The organism is Chryseobacterium sp. TB1-D10 (assembly GCF_059803555.1).
The window spans coordinates 228198-252234 of record NZ_JAPFHB010000005.1 but is presented as its reverse complement, the minus strand read 5'-3'; the positions used below and the strand labels follow the sequence as shown (position 1 = coordinate 252234).

At 37.8% G+C, this 24037-nt stretch carries 8 protein-coding genes; 2 read left to right on the top strand and 6 right to left on the bottom strand.

Translation table 11 applies throughout. The features are described 5' to 3' along the window. Positions 1 to 96: 96 nt before the first annotated feature. From OPU68_RS09025 to OPU68_RS09005, 5 genes are all read right to left on the bottom strand, one after another. Positions 97 to 6372, bottom strand: a complete 6276-nt coding sequence (locus tag OPU68_RS09025; RefSeq protein ID WP_498473654.1) for a DUF8693 domain-containing protein — start codon at positions 6370 to 6372, stop codon at positions 97 to 99. A gap of 431 nt (positions 6373 to 6803) precedes the next feature. Then, a complete protein-coding gene (locus OPU68_RS09020) occupies positions 6804 to 12896 on the bottom strand; it encodes a DUF8693 domain-containing protein (protein ID WP_498473653.1) in 6093 nt (2030 codons plus the stop codon). A gap of 190 nt (positions 12897 to 13086) precedes the next feature. Next, complete coding sequence (locus OPU68_RS09015; RefSeq protein ID WP_498473652.1) at positions 13087 to 18885, bottom strand: DUF8693 domain-containing protein; 5799 nt, start codon at positions 18883 to 18885, stop codon at positions 13087 to 13089. Between the two features lie 304 nt (positions 18886 to 19189). Continuing rightward, on the bottom strand, positions 19190 to 19576 hold the full coding sequence (locus OPU68_RS09010; RefSeq protein ID WP_498473651.1) for an HU family DNA-binding protein: 387 nt from the start codon (positions 19574 to 19576) through the stop codon (positions 19190 to 19192). 183 nt (positions 19577 to 19759) lie between these two features. Further along, entirely contained in the window at positions 19760 to 20539 is a 780-nt protein-coding gene (locus OPU68_RS09005) for a hypothetical protein (protein WP_498473650.1), read from the bottom strand. 282 nt (positions 20540 to 20821) lie between these two features. Here OPU68_RS09005 and glgP point away from each other — a divergent pair, with 282 nt between their 5' ends. Together glgP and OPU68_RS08995 are read left to right on the top strand one after the other, a co-directional pair. Next, complete coding sequence (gene glgP / locus OPU68_RS09000) at positions 20822 to 22474, top strand: alpha-glucan family phosphorylase (protein ID WP_498473649.1); 1653 nt, start codon at positions 20822 to 20824, stop codon at positions 22472 to 22474. Between the two features lie 103 nt (positions 22475 to 22577). After that, positions 22578 to 23234 (top strand): ComF family protein, encoded by a 657-nt coding sequence (locus OPU68_RS08995; RefSeq protein ID WP_498473648.1) that lies wholly within the window; start codon positions 22578 to 22580, stop codon positions 23232 to 23234. Positions 23235 to 23285: 51 nt separating this feature from the next. On the opposite strand, the gene upp is transcribed toward OPU68_RS08995, so the two are convergent. Continuing rightward, positions 23286 to 23936: a uracil phosphoribosyltransferase gene (gene upp / locus OPU68_RS08990; RefSeq protein WP_498473647.1), complete on the bottom strand. Its 651-nt coding sequence runs from the start codon at positions 23934 to 23936 to the stop codon at positions 23286 to 23288. Positions 23937 to 24037: the final 101 nt, after the last annotated feature.

The following is a 24037-nucleotide window of genomic DNA, read 5'->3' as shown; positions in this document are numbered from 1 at the left end:
AAAAATAAACATAATTTTCAAGGTGTAAAGATATAAAAAATTAGTAAAATCTAAAGTTCTTTATGTTAAATTATATTAATAATATGATTTCGATTGCTATTTAATAATTTTTTTTGTTTTTACATTTCCAGAGTTTTGTGCTTTTATGATGTAAACACCAGTAGGAAGCATATTGGCATTGACTCGGATTTCCTTTTGGGAAGTTGATTTGGAAACCAATAATTTACCCCCGGCATCATAAATTTCAACATTTTCAAGATTGTTGGATGATTTGATAACAAAATATTCTCCGTCTCTGTAAACCAAGAAATCTGATTTTTTCAACTCATCCGAAGCAAGAACTTCTACGCTTTTGTAAACAATTTCGAAACGTGTTTCGTCTGTTCCTTTATATACGGTAAATATATAATCTTGGTTTGTAAGGTCTGTTAAATTTCCTGTTAACTTATCTTTAAGATATATCTTTTGTCCTGATTCAAATATTCCTTCTCTGTCTCCCAGAGCGATTTTATAAGTTCCGTTTGTAGAATATTTAGTTCCAAGAGAAATGACATCCTCAGTATTCAGCGGATTATTTCTTGCCTGGATTTGCAATTTCTGAGTATTCAGCTTTGAATAGAAAGAATCATCCCCTAATGACAACAGATCTGCATCATAATCCGGATCATAAGAATTGGTGGCACCTTCCATGTGGGCTACTAAAATTGTATTTACAATATTGTAAGGTGATATTAATTTTACCCAATAACGGTTGATTTCCTTTTCATTTATTTTACTGTTATAAAAATTACCCGTCATATTATTGGTTCTAATAGAGTTATCAAACTTCAAAGTTCCTGATAATGCAGGATCCGTGCCTGTAGGTGGCGTTCCTCTCATTTGAACGATGAAACCTTGTGCTACTTTTATAAATTCATTCGGGATTGGAGATCCGGTTGTCTCCGATACATCCACACCTGTTGCTGGTGTTCCGCCTGCAAGGGAGAGGATTGCATAGTTATTTGGAGTGTAGGAGGATCCGTTTTGTGTCGTTGGAGCACCAGGAACATTGGTCCAGAACCAAGCTTTACCGAAAATCACATCACTGTTCTTGCCTGTGTTATTAGACAGATTATAAAACTTGATAAAATCAATATGCGATGGATATGGATTAGCAATCATATTGTAACCATGATCATAAGTTACACCGCCTGAAATTGTGTTCTTAGATTTTTTGACATCAAAGAAATAATTACCGTTGTTAGGGGTTCCAGTAAATTTGAATTCATCGGCCACAGGATTTGGATCATTAATGAAATAACTATCCTTTCCTCTAATCGCGTAACCTTTAGCCGAAACAAATTCCGGATCAGTAGCTGCTTTAAAAGTATCATCCGGCTCATTGTACCTGTATATTCTGTTATTAGGCGTACCTTCAGAAAAACCACCAGTAGTGTGAGTTGCGCTTGTTGTACCACTTCCGGTATTTAATAATTTCTGCCCGGTAACTGGCGTACCCCAGTAGGTATAGTCTGACTTCCGCATATGCGTTCCTCTTTTAACTATAATATTACCTACATTACCCGGACTAGCATTATCTTGCAAAAGAGCAGCATTACTTTCCAATACAAGATTATCATTTGCAGAGTTATTTACAGGAATATTAATAGCATCTACAACTTTTAAGGAACTGCTTGCTGCAATGCTCACTTTTCCGGTTTCTGCAATAGTTAATGATTTTGCTTCTGCATTATTAATATTAATAACAATTGTTTTTCCTGCAGGAATTACAGCACACTTAGTATTATCCGGAACAACCGCTGGGAACCAGTTTGAAGCAGTATTCCAATCTGCTCCTACTCCAACATATTCTTCTTTGTTTCTTACAATAGGAGACGAAACAGATGTTTTGTCACAGGTTCCAAGAGTAGCTTTGGCAGTATAGCTTGTAGCTGTTGTTGGAGCTGCATATACTGTGGATAAATAATCAGTGCCATTATAAGGTAAAGTAAGTGCCGTATCCGAATACAATCCTGTTGTTGGAGACCAAGTAATCTGGGAATCTGTGTATGTAACTATTAAAGAGCAATCCACTAATGTTCCAGTATCCGTAGCTGTATCATCATAAACTCTTACTTTCCAATTTCCATTCGGGGTAGTAAATAAATCAGAAAAATTTATGGTATTAACATTAGGAGTTGTTCCAATCACTCCTACATCACCTAGATCTGCTCTAAAAGTTCCCGTAAAAGGAGCTGAACCAGAAGATAATGCTCCAGCAGAAGTATCAGAGGTTATAATTGTATTCGTAAAATTATCATCAGAACTTCCCGCTTGGTTAATTAGATTTACAATTTTACCATTTGGAGCTTCTAAGTTTACTCTCAAATCATTATCCCAGGTATGAGTTATATTAATCTTAACTTCTACTTTTGTAACAATAGCATTGGTACTGATACCGCTTACTGCAAGTGTCTGTGAAATACCGGTAGTCAAAATTCCATCGGGGATAGATAAATTTACAGTTCCTGAGTTGACAACTTTTGTTAAGCCAGCTATACTACCTCCAACAGCCTTTAGTTCTACATAATCAACGTCACAAGAGGACGTAATAGCAGTAGCCGATTTTTGTGTTTCTGTAATTGCAGTTATTGCCGTAGGAGATGGATTTACCGTTACTGTAATAGATGATCTTTTTACACATCCTGCAGCAGAGACACCATTTACAAAATAGGTAGTGGTTACTATTGGACTTGCAATTACAGCTGCTCCACTCGTGGTAGTAAGCGTTGGACTCGCATCCCATGTATAGGTATAATTTTCTGTGCTTGATGCCGTAATATTTACTGAACTACCTTCACAAACAGAAGCAGAAGATGCCACTAATGAAATCACAGCCGGTTTAGTTCCAGTAATTTCATCTGCTCCTATATCCGGCATCGTTGTACTTCTTGTAACGCTATCATAGTCTGTAGTTACAGAAACTGGAATCCCACCTGATTCAACATCTGAGCAAGCCGTAACCGGCAAATGTAAATCCGCGGTTGTTATATCGATGAAGCTCATTGGAACATTATTAAAACTATTGGCATCATAACCAAGAGCCTGCCAAGCGGCAAATGTTCTATCTGTAATACCGTTTGTAGCTGCAATAGTTGAAGCATTAGAAGCATTCAATACATTATTAGTAGATGTAAATCCAGTGATGGCTGCAGACAGATTAGCAATTGAGTAATTTTTTCCACTACCTGTTCTGGCTGTATTTAATATATTATTTCTAATATTAGCGGCTCCCGCGCCGGAATTGTATTGTAAACCTACACTATTTTGAGTACCTGAAGAGCTACCGCCAATATAGATGGTATTATAGTAGTAGTTTCTTGTACCGGAAGATCCTGAATCAAAAATACCGGTACACTGCATTCCATTGGTATTAGAACCATTAATTAAGCTAACCATATTGTTAGCAAAAGTCCAGTTACCTCCGTTCGGAATAAATGCAGAAATAAAAGGATTAGTTCCAGTAGCTTTATTTTCGAAACCATAGATTCTATTTCCGATGATTTCTCCTCCTGCGGAAGTAGAAGATGTACCAATTGCTAAAACAGTTGTGCTGCTTGCAGATGTGGTATTGTTTTTTAAGCTATGAATAATATTCTTGTTAATTTTTTGAGACGCACCACTTGAGGAAGTAAATACACCTATTACTGATGCTGCAGAGCCTGTGCTTGTGCTTTGGGAGACACCAGTGAAGTTATAGATTTGATTATTACTCACATCAAAGTTTTGTGATCCACTTAAATTGATTCCTAAAACTTGAGAAGTTGTAGGAGTAGAATTACTTACAAAATTGCTTAATATATTATTCTTAATTGCGGCAGTAGTTCCTGATGCTGCATTTGAGCAACTTACACCTATAATTGTTGTATTGGATAAAGAATTACTGAGGTTAATATCATCAATGGTATTATTTTCTATATTTACAGTCGCAGCAGTTCCATTATTTATCCCCCTTGCTGTAGTACCAGTAGCATTAATATCGGTAATTGTATTATTAGAAATATTAACCGTAGTAGTTGAAGTCAAATGATTGATTGCCGTCAATGTATTAGTAGTTGCAGAGGTCAGGTTTTTAAGTGTATTTAATGTTATATTTTTAACTGTAGATACATTAGTATCCTGAATACCAATTAAACTTCCCGTTGCTGACGTCAGTGCCTCTACAGTATTACCGGAAACATTTAAAGTCGTGGCATTTCCTACACTACCAATTTGAATTCCTGTAAGTGCGAAGGTGCTTGATTTTGAAATATTTTTAATAGAATTATTAGACACCGATGATGTTGTCCCTCCAAAACCATTCAGATCCATAATCACACAGTTTGCTCCTGCTGTAATACTCCAGTTTTCAAACTTATTATTTTCAATAGTTTTCGTAGGATTCGATGTAGCATAATCTGTATTTACCCATCCAGTTATTGTAGTGGAAGCATTTGGCAATGTCAGATTTGAAAAATCATTGCCGTTGTTTACTACGATAGAGCCCGCTACAGATGAAGCATTATCGTTATAAATTGTGACTGTCCCTCCTGCTCCTGATTTTGTAAATCCGGTAACAATTTTGTTGTTGTTTACAGTTTTACTGCCACCAGATGGTGCCGATGTACCATTTGAAATAAAAGTAATGCTCCCAGTTGAAGCAATACTTAGGTTTTGGAATTCATTGGCATTAATAGAGCTATTTGTAGCCGTCTGTGAGTTTGACAAAAAAGTTAAAGCTCCACTAGGAATCGTAAAATTAGAAAACTCGTTATTGTTTATAGCTACGCTGTTAGCTGTACCAGAGTTGGAAGAAATATTGATTCCTTGCACGGTAGCACCATTTGCTTTTAAAGAGATTTTATTATTAGAAATACTAATATTATTAGTTCCTGTAGGAGTATTACTATAACCATCCACAAAAACTGCACGTAATGTACTTAATGTTGCTGGCGTTACTATAGCTGTATTATTGATAACATTGTATGATACAGTAAAGTTTTTCGTATTTCTAATTAAAATTCCATTTATCGTACCCGTTACAGCATTAAAAGTATTAGTAGGAGCTGTTTTTCCAAAATTTGTTATAGTATTTGCATCAGCCAAACTGCCGCCAATGATTAAACCATCATTTAGATCAGTTGCAGTGCTGGAACTTCCAATCACAACAATTGGGGTGTTGACATCCGTTATAGTATTTCCCGTAATCGTCAGATTACTATTAGCTCCAGTTGTTGCTGTAGAATTATTTGAAGTAGTTGGTGCAGTAGAATTGTGTGAACTATTTGAATAAATACCGTAACTATTACCGCCATTAATATCCATATCAATAGTACAATTTTTAATAGTGCAATTTTGGGCACCGTTCGAGGAGCTTGCGTAGAACAAAGCAACACCAAATTCCGTCACATTATTTGATGTACCTGAATAAGTAAAAGTGCCAGTCGTTCTTTCTTGCATAGTAAATCCATCTATGGTAATGTAATCTCCTCCAATGATTTTGAAGATTGCATCGTCATACGGATTTGTTGTGTCTTGTACTGGGGCTGTAAAAGTAGGATTACTCCCACTTCCACTCTTTACAAATTTTATTGGATTTGTAGCTGTACCTGTTGCTGTAATGGAAAAACCACCAACAGGTGCCGTTTCTGTATAACCAGCTGCCACATCAAACTGCACACCGCCAGTGCCTGTAATTCCGTTAGCATTGATATATGTTACTGCCGAATTGACAGTAGCGAAACAACCTGGAATGGAATAATTACCTGCCGGTAAAGCGCCGGTCGTTGGGCCGCAATAAGTAAAAGTCGCCTTATAATTAGAGCCTCCATTGCTATCATAAGCTGTCCCTGATCCGCAAGTTATGGTAGCATCACTGTACACCTCAACAGTGTAATTCCCTCCGGAAGACAAACCGGAAAGCAAATTATTTGAACCACCAATATCTCTCCACTGTTGATTCTGGCCGCCACAGCCATTGCCTCCACCAGATGAAAAGCCAATATTCATGGTAGAAAATGATCCGGGAGTGGTTCCCGTTTTATAAACCCTGTAATTAATTTTGGTGGCCGTCAAATCACAACTTCCACATTTAAAGACATTATGCTCTGCTCCTTGCAAAAGCAATGTACTACCGGCGTTGAAAGAACCGAGATCTGATCCATTGAAATTGGGATTGGTGAGATCTGCAGTATTATTTTTCAGTTTATAAAATTTGTTTGCAACACCGTTATTATTAAGGACTACATAAGCACTGTTAAAATCGGCACTTTGAGAAAACCCTAAAACAAAGCAAAAAATGAATAAGAAAAGTAAATGTTTCTTCACGGTTAGAATTAATAAATTTTTGGTCATACTTGAAGTGTTTTATAATTGATATTATTCACAATTCTCTTTTGAATTATAAATAGCCGACAAAAATAAAATAATTTTTGAATTATTTTCATAAAATTATTATTTTTTTATAATTATTTATATCAATAATAAAGTATAACATAACAATACCAAACCATTGTTTAATTTATACATATAACATATAAAAAACACTTTAAATAAACATATAATAAATAAATAATCTATTATCAATAAAAATAAATTAAATAAATACATCTATCATAGACATATCAAAAATTAAATAACTACATATAAATGTATAAAATTAACTTCCTAAAAGCCTTATATGATATGTTTTCTATTAAATTTTTTAGTTGTAAAAAATTGAGAATCATGTATAAAAAAAGACCGAAACTATTTGTTTCGGTCTTTTCAAACTGAGATTTGTAAAATTATTTTAGAATCTTCTTGGTTTTAACATCACCAGAATTCTCGGCTTTTATAATAAACATTCCTTCCGCAAATGTCGAAACATTCAATCTTAAAATCTTTTCATTTGTTTTTTGTGCTGTAATCATTCTTCCTGCAGCATCATAAACCTCAACTTTGCCTAAAGATTTAGAAGATTTTATAACGAAATCATTTCCATCCCTGTAAACAACGAACTCAGATTTCGATTCATTACCTGCTCCTAATACTGCATCTTCTTTATACACGATTTCGAAACGGGTATCATTTGTTCCTTTGGTTCCGACAAACGTATAACTGCCTGCGGAGTTAAGGTTAACATATTTGTTCAATAACTTATCTCTCAGATAAATATTTTGACTATAATCAAATATCCCTTCCGGATTTTTCAGCTTAATGGTATAATTACCTGTCACAGAATAAACATGCCCCAAAGCAACAACATCTTCTGAACTGAAATTGCCCGATTTACCTTGAATAGCCAGCTTCTTAGCACCTAAAACAGAGTAGAAAGAATCCGATCCAACTACAAATAATTCGCCATCATAATCGGTTTCAAAATCATTTGTAGCACCCGGAATGTATCCGACAAGAATAGAATTGACAAGGTTGTTTGGAGCAGTCATTTCTAACCAAAAACGATTTTTAGGTCCGGTTTTTTCAAAGAAAGTCCCATTATCCGGCACTCTTAGAATATTTGTTGGACTGTATGAATTTTTAAATTCTAAAATACCGTTTCCAAAATCTTTCTTCTGAATGATAAATGATTGCCCCACTTTCACAATACCATTAGGAACAGCTGTAACTCCCACGCCTGAAGCCGCAGTTGTCGCAGCATTTCCACCTGTACCATTATAGATTGCATAGTTATTTGGTGTATAACCGGACCCCATCTGAGTAGAAGTGTAGCTATTGTTGGTCCAGAAATATGCAGTGTTCCATATCAATGAAGAATTCGCTAAATGAAGTTCGTCAAAATTAATATTAGACGGATATGGATTACCTATCAAATTATACCCATGTACAACTCCTGTAGAAGAATCGGCAGATCTATTTATATTAATATCAATAGTTCCGTTATTAGGCGTTCCGGTAAAACTATACGTTTTGGAACTTCCATTGGTGACTGTACTTTCTGCACGGAAAGCATAGCCTTTTCCCGGTATGAAATTAGGTTCTGTTGCAAAATTAACACCTGTAAAATAATCTGTTGCTTCATTATACTGATAGATTCTGTTAGTAGGTGTGCCGGGAGAAAACAGTTTCAAATCCTGTCCTGATACCGGAGAACTCCAATAGATATAATCCATCTGTGAAGTCACATTATTAATATTACTCGCTAACCTTTGAGATTGGATATTACCGTAGTTTACAGCATCTGCATCCTGCAACAGCTGTGCGTTGTTTTCAAAAATAACTGTTCCTGCTGAATTTGTATTATCAATTCCTTTGTAAGCGTAAAGCACATTAGCCGGAGCATTTTCCGCAGTTGCAAGAAGTTTAAGTGTTGCTCCTGTCATCCTCACCATATTATTAACAGTAAGATTAGCAGCCGGAGATTTGGTACCAGAACCAGAAATAGCAAGATTTTGATAATTACCTGTTGCCGGTACTGCCACAGTTTCTACAGTAATAGTCTGATCTGTTGTACCGTTATATTCTACCGTTGAGCCAGTTTCCAGATTGATCGTCGGATTATTTGTATTCTTAATTGATGTAAGCGTACCACCACTGAAACCCGCCGGATTTGGCACCTTATAAACACCAGTTCCTGTAACCGTAAAGACACCTCCGGATTGGAATGTCAAACCAGTAGCATTCGTTGTCCCTGCTTTAACATTGGTTCCAGAGATTATTACTTTTGCATAAGGAATCGGATTAGTAGAAGTTGTCTGAACTCTTATCTGAGTAGAGGAACTTCCGGTAAATTCTATTGTGGAAGAACTTCCTAAATTATAAACACCATCCATTCTCGGTTTCGGATCTGTACCACTTCCAAGAATTAATTTTGATGTATCAGACATCGTTAAATTAGTTCCAGCTCCTCCAAAAGTATTAGTAGAGGCATCAACAGTTGTATTATCCTTAATTGTTACTGTCCCTAGAATATTCTCATTCGTATTCCCGATTGTTTTTGTACCTCCATTACTAAAAATCAAATTACGGTAAGTAATAGTATTTGTGGCGTTGAAGTTTTGATTTGTATTAGCGTTAAGCTCAATTGTACTACCTGCTGCAAGTGTATAAGCTCCCGAAAGCTGTGGTGTAATATTAGAAGTTACTGCCGTTTTGTAAGTCGCATCTGCAGACATTGTGAGTTTACCAGTTGTTCCGGCAATTTTATTAGACTCCGTTTCTACAAATGTTCCTTTTATAATATTAAGCTCTCCGGTTGTTTTGGTATTGGTATTTAGATTGACAATGTCTGTAGCATTATCTTTATTGATTACCAAATTAAGAGCAGTTGCTGTTCCGGTATTTTCAAAAGCATTACCTGTAGATTGTGGTGTCAATGCTCCTACGAAATGATAAGTCGCAAGATTACTGTAAGTTCTGGTCGTAGTTTGCACATTACCCAAGCTACCAGTTTTATTGATACCGTTTGCAGAGGTAATTCTTAGATTACTTCCATTCTGAGATACAAAGGTACCATTACCTGTCATATTTAATGGATTAAAGGAAGAATCAAATCCAAAATCTAAAGTACCTCCTGAGTTCACCGTGAATGATGATGAAGATGCAAGTGCAATATTTGTGTCTAATTTTACATAAGAATCTGCATAAACTTTGAACTGCACATTTGACACAGTGGCAGTGTTTGATATGGAAATATTTTGAGTTGTATCTGGTGTAAGTCCATTTCCTACCCCTTCAAACGTCAATTCACTATCAGGATCAGTTGTTGTCAATGTGGATGAGTTTAAAACTTTTAAATCACCTTTTAGTTTCATTCCAAAAACTATTGAACCATTACTTGTCGCACCTATATTAACCGTTCCACCGTTTATTTCTAGGTTACCGTTTAAAGTAATTGATGATAAAGCAGTCGTTCCTCTCAATGTACCTGCATTAACAATAGCATTTCCATTAATTAAAATATTTTTAGAAACAGCAGATGCAATGAGAATGTTATTACCGGATCCATTTAAGATTAGGTCATTTTCTGTTAAATTAAAATTGGTAGCAGAGTTAGTTCCTACTAAAGTAATAGCCGTAGAGCCCGAAAATTTAAGATTACCAAATAAGTAACCGTCTGTATTGTTACTAATCTGAGATGTGCTTGCAAGCAAAGTTCCTGAATAATTAGCAAAATCGACTGTAGAGCCATTCTGAAAATCTTCTGTACCTACCCAGAAGTTTGAAGCATTTGTAAGTGCTACATTTACACTTAGAAGCCCACCTGATTCAACAATTTTTTTACCACCAAAAGCTAATGTTACACCCGTAGCCCCTACTACAAACTCGCCACCATTTTTAACTTGAATCAATGATAATGTTGATGCATTATTATCTGTGAACTTACCCCCATTTTCAACAACAATCTGATTACCTCCAGAAGCTGCAAAACTTCCATTTGATGTTATTGCATGTCTTATGATTAGTAAATCCGTAGTACTTGAAGAAGGCGTTGCAGAAATCCAACTTCCAGAAAGCAATCTCTCCCATGTTGCCGTACCGGAAGATGGCCAGGTTCCACTTGTCAAAGTTCTATAAGTTCCTTCTTGAATATCAGTTACTGTAACAGAAACTGCCGTACTGCCGCCAAAATAATTTGTATCCTCAGCTTGTGTAACAGTAACACTGGTAGATCCAACTGATACACCAGTTACGATTCCCGTCGTACTTCCCACTGATGCCACTGTTGTATTTAAAGAAGAAAAAGTCAATACCCCTGGAGAATTAGAAATACTTGAAGCTATTGTTTGAGTATTTCCAACAGTAACCGAAATAGGTGTCGGTGTATATACAGGAGTCGCCTTTGTAATATTAGCAGTCAATCCTGTAGGTTGCGTCAATGTATAATTACCTGCATTTGCACCTGTAAGTGTAGAAGTTGATGTCACAGCAATTCCTGTTCCTGCATTAGCGGAAGCAAAAGTTCCTGTTCCTGATAAAGTAACTACATCGGGATTTATAATCCCGGTCAGATTACCAGAGATTACCGCAGCAGTAGTGGTATCATAGGTTTTATTGCTTGCCGCAGCGCTAGCCAGGGTTAGTGGTTTTGCAGTAATATTAGCAGATAGGCCAGTAGGTTGAGACAAGGTGTAGTTACTTGCCGTAGTTCCAGAAAGAGTATAACCGGTTACAGTAATAGCTCTTGTTCCTACATTAAAATCCACAAAATTAGCAACCGGCGTTCCTGACAAAGTCACATCATCTCCTGAAACTATTGTATTAAGTACAGCCGTTCCAGTTAAGGTTGTGGGTGTAGTTCTGTCATAAACTTTATCAACACCTGATAATCCTGAGATGGTTAAATTTTTTGCAGTTACTGTCCAAGTCAAATTTTTAGTATCGGTTCCTCCAGAGTTGGAGGCAGAAATACTGATGTTATAAGTACCTGCACTTACTGTATTAGCTTTAGAAATGACATTACCAACAAACGAAAACCCCGTTGGCAAAGTCCCAGTACTGTAACCTGTAGGAGAACCAGAAGCTGTGATAGTATAAGTATCCGCTGTACCATATACAGTAGATTTAGTTGTAGAACTTGTAATTACCGGCGCAACAGTTCCAACAATATCAAATGGACTTGATGTTACACTTGCTAAACCAGGTGCAGAAAACATTATCGTTGCACCAGTTACCGCCGATGCACTTGTAGCCGTTAAACCACTGTAAATAATATTCCCACTGGCATTTGAATTCACAGTGGTGATACCTCCTAAAGTCCACGATCCTGCACCAACTGCCGCTGTTACGGAAGCACTGGTTGCGCTGGTTGGATTATTATATTGATCGCCAATATACAATTGAGGCTGCGTTGCCAATGCAGCGCCGTTTGTTACTGGTCCTACAGGCTGAGTATTGATAATCAGTTTTGTCGCGACTCCAGCAGAGATTGGTTGTGAAACTGTAGCATCATTATATCCTGTTGCTTTTACTACAATTGTTCTTGTGGCATCAGTCTGTAAAAGACTAGCAGGAACGGAAGCGGAAGGCGTAAAAGTAATATTACCAGCTGTTACTGCAGAACCGGCAGTCAATGTAGTTCCCCCAACAGTGATACTTGTAATTGCACTTCTCCAAGCAGCGTCATCTGTAAATGTTACCGAGAATGGATTATCTACAGTGGCACCTATCGCAGCCGTCAATGCCGGAGGTGTTAAAGCAGAAGCAGCTGTCCAAGCTATTGTAACATCGTCTATCCCAATACCATGGTCTGTCCCACTAATATTTTGATCAACCCATTTAAACACTATATAACTTCCAGAAGGAAGAGATAGTGAAGGAATTGATACACTAGATATTACAATTCTGTTGGCTGCTGCATTTCCATCAAGAATAGCTGCAGTTGTTGCTCCTGCTATTGGAGCTGTAAAATTCAATGATGTAACAGCAGTCCAACCAGAAGTAGCAATATCTATGTTGCTTTGAACAGTAGAATACACACGATAGTAAAATAGTATTTGATCTGCTGTAGCATTATTATCTTTTCTCCATTGTTCACCTGTATATCCCACAGTCATACTAGTCATAGTAGAACCTGTGTTGTTTTGTAATTGGACACCATAACCAATGTTACCACTGGCATTAGTATTTATTGACCCCAAAGCTCTATCAGTGTTCGTGCCTGATCCGTAACTATACAATCCAGCTGTAGTAGAAGCTCCTGCATTTGCGGTTATGTTACCTGCATACGATGAATACCAAGCTGAAAGAGTAGAATTATCTGACCAAGTGGTAGAACCAGATGTGGATAAGGAATTAAAATTTTGAGTATTAGTGCCAGTTGCAGTCATACTAATTGACTGCCCCCAAACCCCAACACTCAAAAGCATTGTAAGCAATACAAGAAATAGGTTGAAACGGTTCTCTGGAACTGTTTTTAATAAATTTTTTTTCGCAATCATGTGTTCTCAAAATAAGACTGCTAAATTAATTATTTTTTATTAATTATCTTAAAAAAAGTTAATTAATATTCAATAAAGCATTAAATTTAGTATATTAATAACAATAATCAATTATGTATTGAATATATGAAAATACATGAAAACAAAAAAAAGGCACCTAAAGTGCCTTTTATATTGGTAATTTTAAGAATTATCTGTTGATTTTCTTAGTTCTAATATCTCCAGAGTTTTCCGCTTTTATAATAAATATGCCATTAGAAAAAGTAGACATATCAAGTCTGGCAGTAGTCTGATTAGTTATAAAAGATTTAATTAATCTCCCAGAAATATCAAATACATCTATTTTTCCTAATTTTTTAGAAGAACGGATTACAAAATCCTGTCCGTCTTTGTAAACCAAAAACTCAGATTTATTATTTTCATTTGTAGTAAGTGTCGCATCTTTATAAACAATTTCAAAACGTGTATTATCAGTTCCTTTTGTTGCTTCGAATGTATAACTTCCCACATTGCTTAGATTAATATACTTATTAAGAACTTTGTCACGCAGATAAATTGTTTGATTATTATTAAAGTTACCTTCCGCCGTTTTTAATTTGATAGTATAAGTTCCATTCATAGAGAAGACATTCCCCAAAGCAACTACATCTTCTGCATAAAAATTATCAGCTCTTCCTTGTATCGCCAACTTCTTCGCACCTAACACAGAATAAAACGAATCGGATCCCACAGCAAACAACTCGCCGTCAAAATCTGTTTCATAATTGTTCGTAGCTCCGGGAACATAACCTATAAGTATGGTATTAACCAGATTATTCGGAGATTTCATTGTCAGCCAGAATCTGTTTTTAGTGGATGATTTCTGGTAGAAAGTACCGTCATCAGTAATTCTCATACTGTTTTTGAAGTCCAATGCACCTGCAATTTTTGACTGTACAATAAACCCTTGCCCCACTTTTATTTTACCATTTGGTGCTACAGAATAATTAGTATGACCTTCATCATAAGTGGCCGGCACGCCTCCCGTGATGTTGTAGATCGCATAGTTATTACCTGAATATCCGGAACCCATCTGCTGAGGCTCATATTGATTATTGGTCCAGAAGAATGCCGTTGCATAAATCTTGGAAGCGTTCAGCGAATGGAAGAGATCAAAATCGATATTAGAAGGATAAGGATTTCCTATGAGATTGTAACCTTTATCTGCGCCTGCCGATTTATTTAAAATTGGAGAAGAGACATCACCATTATTCGGGATACCTGCAAAGCTGTAAGTTTTGGTGTATGGATTTGGCAATACATTCTCTGCGCGGATTGCATAACCTTTTCCTGTGAGGAAGGTCAAATCATTTGTTACAACAAATTTATCATTACTTTCATTGTACTGCATATACCCGGTTGCAGGTGTATTAGGAGAAAACCCTGTCTGTCCTTTGATCTCCTGACCACTTACAGGTGAGCTCCAATATACATAATCTATAGCTCCGGCACCATTGTTCATACCCGCTACACTCCTCTCTACTTTAATATTCCCCTCATTAGAAACATCTTCTGTCTGAATAAGATTCGCATCGCTTTCCACTACGAAACTATCCGCATTTGCATTATTATTAATAATTTTCTTCTTGATTGTAACTGGGAAATTTGGCTTTACTCTGATACTTCCGCCTGCATTTACAGTCAGATCACAGACATCCAGAACACCATTTGCCTGGGTATCATAAGTTCCGGCAATGATTACTTTATTCCCCAAAACAGGAGTTCCGTTGGACCAGACATTGCTAGCCCAGGTATTTCCAGCTTCTTTGATCTGAGTGGCATTGGTAGCTGTATAACATGTTTGCGTATTCTCTCTTACCTGACAGTAATATTGATTATTATTAAGTCCTTCGGTATTACTGATGGTCAAAACAGGTGTAGCAGCTCCCAAATAAACACCGCCATCTGTAATCGGAGTCCAACTGCCGTTATTTCCCAACACATACCACTGGTAAGCCAAAGTATTTCCTCCCGAAAGCCCTTCTGTAGCTGTAAGTGTAAGGGACGCATTGACGACATCACACAAAAGCGAATAACTAGGTTGCGCAGTAACAACAGGTGCAGTCCTGACACCCGGAATCCGTCCTACCTGATCCACCGGCAAACATTGTCCAGCAGAAAGGCTTTCTGTAATCCATTGCGTATCACTGTAGGTAAGATTAGGAGCGAGATACTCATTCTTTCTTTTCATATAGTATCCAGAATAGTTAGGCGTCCTCACATCATCTACCACTACAGATCTTTTCATCAGACGGAAACCATCATTATCATTGAAACCGCCGTTAATAGTACCATTTGTGGAAATATATCCGCAATTTGATGAAACCGTACCAATCAAAGCAACAGCACCGGAAGCAAGACTCCCTGATATAGTTGCATAATCAGAATAAGTTTCTCCATAATTGGCTGCTCTGTAGATATCATAATTGCTGAGATCTACTGCTGCATTGGTTCCATTGAAGATGGAAACAGTACCTCCTGTTCCGCCATTCTCATCATATATCTCATAAATAATAAGATCCGAAGCATAAGTTCCTCCCGGACTGGCTCCTGTCATAGGTTCACAATTTGAAACATCTTCTTTTATTAATGTAAAATCAGCTTCCGAGTCACAATCCAAGGCAGTATTCACGATGATATTGCCATTAGCTGCTGCAGGAACTATCGCCTTCAATTGAGTTGGGCTGATATATTCTACTGTTGTTGCAAATGTAGTCCCAAAATGTACTTCGGAAGCAGATGTAAAATCACTTCCATTAATTACAACCAAGGTACCTGCTGGTCCGGTAACTGGAAAGGCCGTAATAGTTGCAGGCTTACAGGAAGGTGCACAATAAATCACTACATCATCTATTGTTCTTTCGTGAGCACCGGAGGTTCTGTTGTCCAGGAATCTTATTTTCCGGCTTCCGGTGTATGCGCTCAAATCAATATTAAGTTCCGTAGAGCAAGTGGTTGAAATATCTGCTATTGTTAATGTTTTAACAGTTGTCCATGTAGTGTAGGCTGCATTGGTAGAAACCTGAATCTGCATAGACCAAGCTGTTGTATTACTGCTTCTTCTTTTTGAAAAAGATATAGTCTGCGGATTGGTAACTACTGGTGTAATTGCCAGATCACCACTACCATTGAAGACAATACCATCTGTCCCACTGCAAGACTGCCCTCCCCATACAGTTCCGGTAAAAGTCCAGTTGGCTGGCGCATCAGCACCTTCAAAATCTTCATTAATACAAGGTCCTTCTAAAACAGATAATGTTACTACATTAGAAGTTACGCTGCCACAGCCATTACTTACGATCACTCGGTATTTGTAGCCGTTTTTAGACAAGGATACACTATTAACATTCAGCGTTGCGGCAGTTCCTACATTGATCCAGCTACCAGACAATCCTGTAGGACTCTCCTGCCATTGGTAAGTAAATGGTGCCGTGCCAGATGCAACTACCGTAAAACTTGCATTAGCTCCCACCACAGCATTTTGATTTGACGGCTGTGTAGCAATGCCTGCTGTTGTACTTATAGAAATAGGTTCCTGCGTGACATAAGATCCATTACTCCAACAAAAACCGTTATAGGCACGCACATAATAATTACCTGATACCGTGACTGAGTAAGGCTCGGAAGCTTGTGAGCTACCTGTAAAAACAACAGGATTGACAGTTGAGGTTCCTGTAGCTGTAGTTTGCCAGTAATAAGTAGCACCTGCAGTTATATTCGCTGCATCTTGTGTTCCTAGCTCATAAATAAGACTTGCCGAAGAACAAGCCGGATTTTCTGACGGTGTAATTTCACCATTTGGAACTGTCGGGATTTGGCACAATGTGGCCTGACTGCGGGGATTGTTTGTAACGGTTCCTGTAGCGTAAGTATAGTTACCGGAACAAATATTATATTCATAAACCCGATAGTGATAAGTCGTAGATGGCAACAAGCCTGTAACTATCACTGCATTACCGCTTCCAGCAAAGACTACCTGATCGCCACTGCCCGAATAGGCAGCATCAGCAACAGGCAAAACATTTGAGCTTACCGGGTCTGTAAAACTATTGCTTGTGTTGATCTTCACTATTCTGCCAACGCCATTTCCTGTAGTGATATTCACTGTCATTCCAGATGACGTGACAGAACCAAAAGACGACACAGATGACTGAGCAGTAGGCGCCAGACATACGGAAACAGAACCGGAAAGATTGACCTCAGCAAAGTTTGCTTCAACTGCACTTCCTCCACTTACGAGAACAGTGTCTGTATAATTAGCACTAGCTGTTAACCCAGCTTTCAAGCGTACATAAATTGTTTTATTTGCACCTGTATAAGTGGACGGAAGTACCATGGCGTGGCTCCATGGTCCTGCGGCAGCTTCGGAGATTTCGAATCTGTCATTTATGGTTACAAGCTCTACAGGATCTGTATCTGTACCCTGCAAGTCGCTGCCGGAAAGTACAAAGGATTGTATAGAAGACGGCCCATTGCTTTCAGAATATGTAAAACCGGATAAGGCACCAGGTGCCACAGTAAGTTTTGGAGGATTAGGTATCCAATAGGCATACAGTGTTCTTGTAGAACTACTTCCAGTGTGAGTATAATTATTGCCTGCAATATAATTCGCGGCAGTACCATTAGCGCTGGTCATCCATCCACCGAATGTATAGCCAGACCTAGTAAGAGCAACACCACTACTTACAACAACTGTTCCCGACTTTACTCCTGCAGTTCCATTGTAGTAAGCGGTCTGACCACTAACTGAGCCGCTACCACCATTGCTGTTGTAAGCAACCATAAATCTCCACCTGGCAAATATTGTAATATCAGCACTTGGCATTGGAGCCGGACCATAGTTTGATCCGGGTGTATTACTTACCCCTCCGGAAATACCATTGGCAATACTGTACCAGGATGCAAGATCATATCCTTCCTTGGCAAGTGTTGCAGGATTAGCCAGCAGTACACCGGTATTTTGTCCTCCGGTGAAACTTACACTGCCAGGCACTGTATCCGGATCACTTGTATTATCATTACCATTGTAGGTCAGCGTATAAGCAACCGGGACAGATACCGACCCTGCTACAGAAACATTTTTCTCGATTGCCCCGGTACTTGTATTTGTTACAGAACCACTGTAAGAATTTGCCGTCAAGCCGCTCTTCAGTCTTACATAAACTGTTTGCCCAGATGTTGCATTTCCCTCCGCTGCAGTGTAAGTAATACTGGCTGCATAGGTACCGCCAGATGTTTTTGAAACTTCGAAATTTGTAGGTGCAGTGACAGTAATACCTGCTGTAGGATCTGCTCCTTTCAGATTATAAGATTGAGCTGTAGAAGGTCCTGCGCCCTGAACATAGCTTAGCCCAGTGATAGAAGCCGGGGTAACCGTAAGTGTTGGCGTTGCAGCTAATTTATATAATGTGATATCCTGCTGAGAACCCGTATAACAGGCAAATCTGGGTGAAGCTGTATTATATTGTAAATAGCGGGTAGTAACTCCTAAGTTCTGAACCTCAAATACACCGCCTGTATAAGAAAAGCTCCATCTCTGATTATTCCCACTTACCGACGTTACGGCCTGAATATTATTACTGGATCCTGTGTAGGATGCAAAAACAGATGTATCTGCACTTGAGATGGATTTACCTGTGCCGCTGGTTTCTATTTTCCAGACTATGGCCTTGGATGGGTTTGTGATGGTTGTACCGGAAGTTGGCGAAATTGCTGTGTTTGCAAAATAAGTACTGCTGGTGTAAGTGCTGTTCATAGCCTGAGTCGTGCCATAAGCAATTACATAATAGCCATCTGTAACATCTGCGGCAGAAGTCACTTTGGTAAATGTACCTGTGCCTGAGTACTGCGCAAAAGTTTTCACTCCCAGCATCAGGAAGGATAATAAGAAGAAAGCGTTTAACAGCCTTAGAAAAAGAGGTGTCGTTTTAGATAATAAATTTGTTTTCATTTCATTTTGTTTTCAGTAGCAAGCAAATATACCTTTTGGCGCAAGCTGAAAACAGGTGAAATGGATTATTAATAAAAAAATAACTGTCGCGTTATAAATGATTTAAAATTAATTAACAAAGCACTAAAATCATACAGTAGTAAAGACGTTCTCTACTTTAGATTTACAATCAATTCATTTTAAATTAAAATCTAAATCTATACTTTTAAAAAAAAACACGTGTGGTTTTACACAAAACCACACGTGAAGTTGATCAAAACCACACGTGATTCTCGTTAACTTCACGTGTGGTTTTTTTGACATATCAGCCTTTCTTCTTGAATGTGGCTGTGGAAAGGGCATTGCTGATACGAATGCCCGGGCGGTAATTAACCTTCGCACTCTTGATATTGGCGACCGTAAAATCTTCCTCTTTCATTACGCCTTCGCTTGAAAGACTGGGGTAGAAACTCCCCAATTTGTCTAGGCGGATAATCTTGCCGTTGACAATCTGGTCCTGCATCACATTTTCCAGGGCAATGATAACCCCGCGGATATCTGCCTCGGACAGTGCAGAGAACTTTTCGATCATTTTTACGAGATCATCCACAGTTAACTCTCCATCGGATGCTACTGATGCATACCATTTCTTTGTTCCTCCCCCGGCAACACCCGGCTGTGCTTTTTGTGCTAATTTGTACTTGATTGACATTTGTAAAAAAGTATTTGTGTTTTCTGCATTATTGCATTGGGATGAAATTAATAAAATAATTTAATACAAAAACAATACAAACAAGAAAATAATTTAAAATATACTATTTAACATAATATAATATACCATAAAATAGAATTTAAGAAGCATAATATTGTACAGCGGAACAAGTCTTCATCTTTTTTATTTGATGACCATCATCTGGCTATGCAGGTTTTCTATGTGCAGAATCCTTGAAAAAGGGCTGCTGATATTCTTCAGTTCTTCTTTCGCATGGATGTAAGTATATCGGGAAGCGATGTTGTACATATTGGAAACCAGTACCAGCCAGCATTCTTTGGCCTTGGAATTATAGAGTTTGTACTTGCTGTTCTTCTTCTCGATGACCTGGCGGATCTTTTCGGAATGCAACTCATCAAACAAAGAAAACCTGTACTCCAAAAACAAAAGAACGCCCTTATGATGGGGCGTTCTTCTGATATGTTTTACAAATTTGGTGTTTTTGTTATTGGTAATTGCAGACGAGATTTCTTTGATCAACTGCTCCGGCTGCTGGTAAAAATCCTCCTGATGATAATCGATGCTGAGGTAATAGATTCCGGAAAGGCTTTTGTAATCCGACAGCAAAGCCTCCACAGTCCGGAAAATATGATTGATATAGCTTTCTTTTTTCTTGAGTTCAAAATGGTTGATAATCTCCGAAACCTCTACACCGATGGTTTTTCCCTGATAATTAATAATGAAATCCGGACTTTCGCCTGTCAGATTTTCGATCTCGATATCAGGATAATGAGCGAATAAAGTGCTCAGCAAAAGAAGTTCGGTTTTCTTCTGATATTCCTCGCGCTCGTGCAGATTGGCGCTGCCAATGGAGTCATACCACTTTACCATATTATCTGATTTGCAGGTTGTGGAGGCAACGTACACGTCCAAATTCTTCTGAAGGTCTTCACAATAGATCATCTTGAATTTATTAGAAATTAAACCTTTTTAAAATTAATAAATAATTGATTACAAAATACTTATATGAATTAAATTTAACAAAAAAGAAACAAAACAAATTAGAAAGAGTCAAGATTAAGAATCCGTGAAACAAATGGCAAACATCAAAGCAAGCAATAATAGTAGAATCCAGGATCTGGCTGTTGATTTTTTTGATATAATTAGATCCTGAATTACTGTACCAAAAACTAATTCCTATATTTGCAAGCATATAGAAAAAGACCTTAAAAAAATATAACACTAATGGATTTCAAAAACTTCAAGATGCCTTATAGCATCAATCCGGATTACTCAAAAAAAACGGCTTATTTCTCAATGGAATTTGCGATAGATCAGGCGCTGAAAATCTACAGCGGCGGTCTTGGATTCCTTGCCGGTTCTCACATGAAAAGTGCGTACAACCTGAAACAGGATTTTGTAGGAATCGGAATTCTCTGGAAATACGGTTATTATGACCAAAGCCGAAATCAGGATCAAACTCTGAACCCGATCTGGACCAAGAAAATGTACAGCTTCCTGGAAGATACGGGCATCAAATTCCAGATCGAGATCCACAACGCTCCGGTTTGGGTAAAAGTTTGGTACCTGGCTCCGGAAACCTTCAAAACGTGTCCAATGTTCTTCCTAAGCACGGATGTTCCGGAAAACGACCATATTTCAAAAACAATCTGCCACAAATTATACGACGCCAACGAATCTACCAAAGTAGCACAATACATTCTCCTTGGGAAAGGTGGTGCAAAACTGTTGGACGAAATGAATTTCGAAAGAGATATTTATCACCTGAATGAGGCGCACGGTCTGCCGGCAGCATTTTACTTATTAAGAAAATATGGCGGTGATCTTGCTAAAGTGAAAGAGAAATTGGTTTTCACAACGCATACACCGGAAGAAGCAGGAAACGAAAAACATAACATTTACCTTTGCCACGATATGTCTTACTTCTGTGGACTCACGATCAATGAGGTAAAGACCATTGAAGGTGTTCAGGATGACAGATTCAACCACTCGCTTTGTGCTTTGAGAATGGCAAGAGTAGCAAATGGCGTTTCCCAGTTGCACGGCGTCGTTTCCAGAGAAATGTGGAACAAATACGAAGGTATCTGCGAAATAAAATCTATTACCAATGCTCAGGAATTCAAATACTGGGCAGACAAAGCGCTTTATCAGTATAAAGAAGAAGGGAATGATTCCGAATTCGATATCAGAAAAGCATATTTAAAAAAGAGAGCATTCAGGATTGTTGCGGATCAGACAGGAAATATCTTCGATCCAAAAGTTCTGACGATTGTATGGGCAAGACGTTTTGCTGGTTACAAAAGAGCAGATCTTCTATTGGCAGACAAAGAACGCTTCAGAAAAATGCTGGCAAACAAAGAACATCCGGTACAGATCATCTGGGCAGGAAAACCTTACCCGATGGACTACGGTTCCATTTCAACTTTCAATAATCTGGTTGAAGAAAGCAAAAACCATAAGAATATGGCGGTGCTTACAGGTTACGAACTGGCATTAAGCAAATCTTTGAAACAAGGCTCAGACATCTGGCTGAACAACCCAAGAGTACCAAGAGAAGCATCCGGAACCAGCGGAATGACGGCCTCTATGAACGGATCTGTCAATCTTTCTACAGACGATGGCTGGATTCCTGAATTTGCGAAAAACGGAGAAAACGCATTCGTAGTTCCACAGGCAGATTATGAGAATTGGCCAACTGTGGAGCAAGATAGTTTTGACATCAAAAATATTTATGAAGTATTGGAAAACGAGATCATTCCAACCTATTATGAAAATCAAAATAAATGGAGAAAGATCGTACAAACAGCAATGGATGATGTGAAAATCCAGTTTGGCAGCGACAGAATGGCTGATGAATATTACAAGCTTTTGTACTAATTTCGATTTAATACGCAAATTATAAAATCCCAAACCTCTTCTTATTGAAGGGGTTTTTTATTTGAATTAAATCATTAATTTTAACTTCAAAAAAACACAAATAATGATCTTCGATTTTCTCTTCCCAAACCGTTGCCTGCATTGCAATCAACTGATTGATAAACGCGATATTGTCTGCGAAATCTGTATTGATAAGATTCATTTTTCCAATCATCAGTTCTTTGAAAACAATAGTCTGAAAGAAAAGGCTTCTCTCCTATTTCCAGTCGAAAATGCTTTTTCATTGATGCTTTATGAAAAGGAGAGTCTGGCTCAAAGGATCATTCAACAACTGAAATACAACCATCGGGAAAAGATAGGAAAAAACTTAGCAGAATGGACGATTGATAAATTAAACTTCGGAGATAAGGAGCCAGATCTCATCGCCACAGTTCCACTCCATCCAAAAAAACTGAAACAAAGAGGCTACAATCAACTTCATATTTTCGGGAATGAATTGTCGAAACATTATCAGATTCCAATCAATCATTATTTACTAAAAAGAACGAAACACTCCAAAGCACAAGCTAAGAAAGACCAGTCTGAACGTCTGAAAACAAAAAATGCTTTTCAACTGAACGAGAAGATCAGTGATAAGCATATTTTATTAATTGATGACGTTTACACCACCGGAAACACAAGCTCCAACGTTGCCTGGGAAATCCTTCGCAATTCCGAAAATGTGAAAATCAGTTTGCTGGTGATGGCAATGGACGTTTAGAATGATAAGTTATGAATTATAAATTTTTCTCTAATAATTTGTACCTCATAATTATCTTTGAAGTTTTTCGCCGTAGCTCAAATCTCCTGCATCGCCTAAACCTGGTGTGATGTAACCTTTGGAAGTCAGACTTTCGTCGAGCACACCAATCCAGATTTTTGCATCAGGATAGGCATTTTGAATAGTTTCCACGCCTTGTCGGCTTGCAATGGCTGCAACAATATGAATGGAAGTTGGTTTCCCATTGGTCAAAAGATCTTTGATAGCTTCGATTAAAGATGCGCCAGTTGCCAGCATTGGATCTGCAACAATTAAGGGACGATTATCCAGATTCGGGCAAGTCAGATAATCCTGTTTGATGGAAAAATAATCATTGGCGTCATGCTTTCTGTAAGCTGCAACAAATCCACAATCTGCTTTATCAAAATAATTCAGAATCCCCTGAAATAATGGAACTCCAGCTCTAAGAATTGTTGTGATGACAGGTTGTGTTTCAATTTCTTTTACGGATATTTTATCAAGAGGCGTTGTGATCTCGATGTCTTTATAATCTAAAGTTTTGCTGATTTCGAAAGCGGCAATCTCTCCGATGCGTTCCATGTTTCTACGGAATTTCAAACGGTCATTTTGAACATCTACATTTCGAAGATCATTGATCCAGGAATTCACCAAAGAGAATTCTTCTGATAAAACTTTTAGCATTTTGTCTATTTTGTGGGTAAATATCGTAAAAATTTGGAAACTGTTTAAATTTGGTTCTAAATTATTTTAAATAAAATTTGTTCTTTAATGATATTTTGAAT